The organism is Mesorhizobium sp. M0514, from assembly GCF_040321145.1.
Classification (GTDB): domain Bacteria; phylum Pseudomonadota; class Alphaproteobacteria; order Rhizobiales; family Rhizobiaceae; genus Mesorhizobium.
Map to the genome: position 1 here is coordinate 1 of NZ_JAMYQZ010000186.1, position 3002 is coordinate 3002.

The following is a 3002-nucleotide window of genomic DNA, read 5'->3' on the forward strand; positions in this document are numbered from 1 at the left end:
GCGTGCCGACCCTCCCCACAAGGGGGAGGGTAAGGCGCCTCACAGCGCCTGCGTCGTATAATCCCCTTCGGCCTCGTAAAGCCCGTCCTCGATCTTGGTCTTGTGGACGACATTCAGCTTGCCACCTTCGACCTTGGAGATGTTCTGGATGCCAAAACACTGGTGGATCTTGCCGTTGAAGGTCTTCGGCCCCTGCGGATGCTCCGGCCCTTCGGCGAATTCGGTCAGCGCCTCGGTCGCCTCGACCAGCTTGGCGCGGTCTTCCGGGCCCTTGTAGCCGGCGTCTTCCATCGCCTTCTTGACGACATAGAGCGTCTCCCAGCAGCCGAACATGTGGGCGGCGGTGGAGACGTCCTTGGGGTCGCCAACGGCAGCGCCATTTTCGTCGATGCCAACGGCGGCGCGGTAGGCTTTCTGCGCGGCCGAGTCATTGGCCTGGGCATAGCGCGGCGAGCCTTCCCAGAAATGGCTGCCGTCCAGGAATTCGAGGCCGGGGCTGTTGATGTCGGTGGCTTCGAGCGAATCGATGAAGCCGAACAGCTGCGGCCGGTTGGAGCCGTAGAACTCGCCGAGTTCCTTGACGAAGGTGAGCACGGCCGGGCCGACCATCACGTGGTAGATGACTTCGGTCTCGGCGGGTATCTGCGGGAAGTATTTCGTGAAAGACGACTCTGTCGGCGGGATGGCGATCTGGGCGATGACCTCGGCGCCTTGCGCCTTCAGCGCCGGCGGCAGGTAGTCGCGATGGTCGTAGCCGAAGGCGAAATCCGGGAAGATCTGCGTCACCTTCTTGCCGGCATTGGCCGCGATCCACGGCGCCATCGACTGGATCTGGCTCTTCACATCGGTGATGCCAGGCTGGAAGACGTAGCGGTTGAGCTTGGTCGAAGCGACGTGGTGGCCTTCGCTGACGACGAAATACGGGATCTTGTTTTCGCCGGCGGCCGGCGCCGAGCCGATCACCACATGCGAGAACAGCGTGCCGAAGACGATGTCGGTCTTGTGCTGGGTGGCGAACTTGCCGACCACCTCGGCGCCACGGCCGGGATCGGTGCCGTCATCCTCGATCACCAGTTCGACAGGTCGGCCATTGATGCCGCCGGCGTCGTTGATCGCCTTGACCGCGGCGGCACTGGTCTTTTCATACCAGCGGCCATAGGCGGCGCCGATGCCGGTGCGGTGCGACTGGAAGCCGATCTTGATTGGCGCCGAACTCTGCGCCTGGCTGTAGCGGACGAAGCCGGGCGCGAGCGTCAGCCCGGCGCCGGCGGCGAGACCTTTCAGCGCGGTGCGGCGGCTAAGGGTGGATTTGGAGAGATCGAAAAACCCATTCTTGTCAGTCACGGCAGTTCCCCTGTTTTTGAGTTTTGACTGTCTGTAACGAGGCAAGGCCACTCCCTTGCAGGAGGGGCAGAAATTGCATGTGTACAAACTAAATCACCAAAGCACAGAGCTTGCAAGCGGGCTTTCCGCAAAGGCATGTGGATCAGCTTGTCTCATCCGGCCGTCGGCGTGGCAAGCAACCACAGGCCGAAGATCGTGTAGGCAATCATCAGCATGGTGAGCGGCAACTGGCTGAGGGCGGCGCGCGATGGCACCTGGTGCAGTCGCCAGGCCAGTCCATGGGCAACGAGCACCGCCAGCATGTGCCCGGCGATGATGATGCCGGCCTGCAGGTTCCACAGCCACCAGGCGGAGTGGGCCCCGGCGACGATGCCGGCCTCGATCTGCATGTCGGCGGCGCCGAACAGGTTCCATCCCAGCGCGAACGGGTCGGACAAAGCGGCAATCGCATACTGGCCGTCGACCAGCAGCGCCGTCAGATAGTGCGCGACATGATAGGCGAGCGCGATCGGTACGATCGACCAGACCAGCAGCCCGGCGGCCTCGCCGTGGGAATGTCGGCTGCCGGCAAGGCGCTGGCCGAGTATGACGGCCAGCAGGAATGCCGCCGCGAGCAGGACGAAGGTCAGCACGAGGCCAAAGCTGCTTATGCCGATGAGCGCCGTGCGGCCGGGATATTCCAGCGGGTTGATGCCGAACAGGCCGAGCCAGAAGAAGGTTTTCGACAGGCCGTCGAAGGACACCGATGACAGGCTGAGCAGCAGGACGGCCATACCGCTTGCCGGCAGGGGCGCTGCGCCGAGCAGTTTTGAGCCCGGCCAGCAGAGAGCGAGGCGACCGTGTTCATCGCGCTCGACGATGGCGAAACGAGCCACCATGGCGAAAAAGATCGTCAGGAATTCGCCGCGCCGGCTCCAATCGCGGTAGCCAAAGGCGAGCATGGCGATGAAGGTAAGCAACCAGTAGAGGCCAGCGACATAGGCAAGCCGCGCCGGGTCGTCGGGCGCCGGGTAGATCAGTTCGAACCAGGCGAAGGCGAAGAACAGGATAACGGCCGGCCAGCGGCCGAGCCATGAAGGCAAACGCGATTTCTGTCCCTCACCGCCACGAAGCTTGAACAGGCGGCTTACGATCCGCCACGGGCCATACCATGGATTCAGCCACGACCAGAGATCGCCGAACAGGCCTTGGGCGATGGCAAGGCCGACCCAGAGCAGCGTCCAGATGATCAGGGGCAGCGGATTGGAGAGCGGGTCGCGGCTGCCGAACAGGCCGGCGGCGACGAGGGTTGCGAAGCCGGCAAAGGAGATGAGGCTGATGATTGTGCGGGCGGTGTCGGCGAATGGGAAGAGCGGCAGGCGGCGGCGCCAGAAGCGGTCGAGGGTTGCGGGTGGCAGCAGGGCGAGGACGAGGAAGCTGAGGGCGACGGCGAGCGCGCCGCCGGCGATGTAGTAGCCGGTGGGCAGGAGGAGGACGTGGCCGCGGTCGGAGGCGTGGGCGAAGGCAGGGTTGGGGAGGAGTGTGAGGGTGGGGGAGCAGGCGACATATGTCAGCCTGATGCGATCCTTCACACCCCCCTCTGGCCTGCCGGCCATCTCCCCCGCAAGGGGGGAGATTGGATGTCGCCGGGGCTTTCGCCAACTTTCAAGGGTAAAGAA

At 64.2% G+C, this 3002-nt stretch carries 2 protein-coding genes; both read right to left on the reverse strand.

Annotated elements, in window-relative coordinates; all coding sequences use genetic code 11:
* Positions 1-39: 39 nt before the first annotated feature.
* Positions 40-1344 carry an ABC transporter substrate-binding protein gene (locus NKI61_RS32620; protein ID WP_023689191.1) on the reverse strand — a complete coding sequence of 435 codons (1305 nt, stop codon included), beginning with the start codon at positions 1342-1344 and terminating at the stop codon, positions 40-42.
* A gap of 152 nt (positions 1345-1496) precedes the next feature.
* On the reverse strand, positions 1497-2939 hold the full coding sequence (locus NKI61_RS32625; protein ID WP_023746520.1) for a hypothetical protein: 1443 nt from the start codon (positions 2937-2939) through the stop codon (positions 1497-1499).
* Positions 2940-3002: the final 63 nt, after the last annotated feature.

What these genes read in the sequence shown, in the direction of transcription:
- NKI61_RS32625 (WP_023746520.1), bottom strand. Translation starts at nt 2,939, where the DNA reads ATGGCCGGCAGGCCAGAGGGGGGTGTGAAGGATCGCATCAGGCTGACA.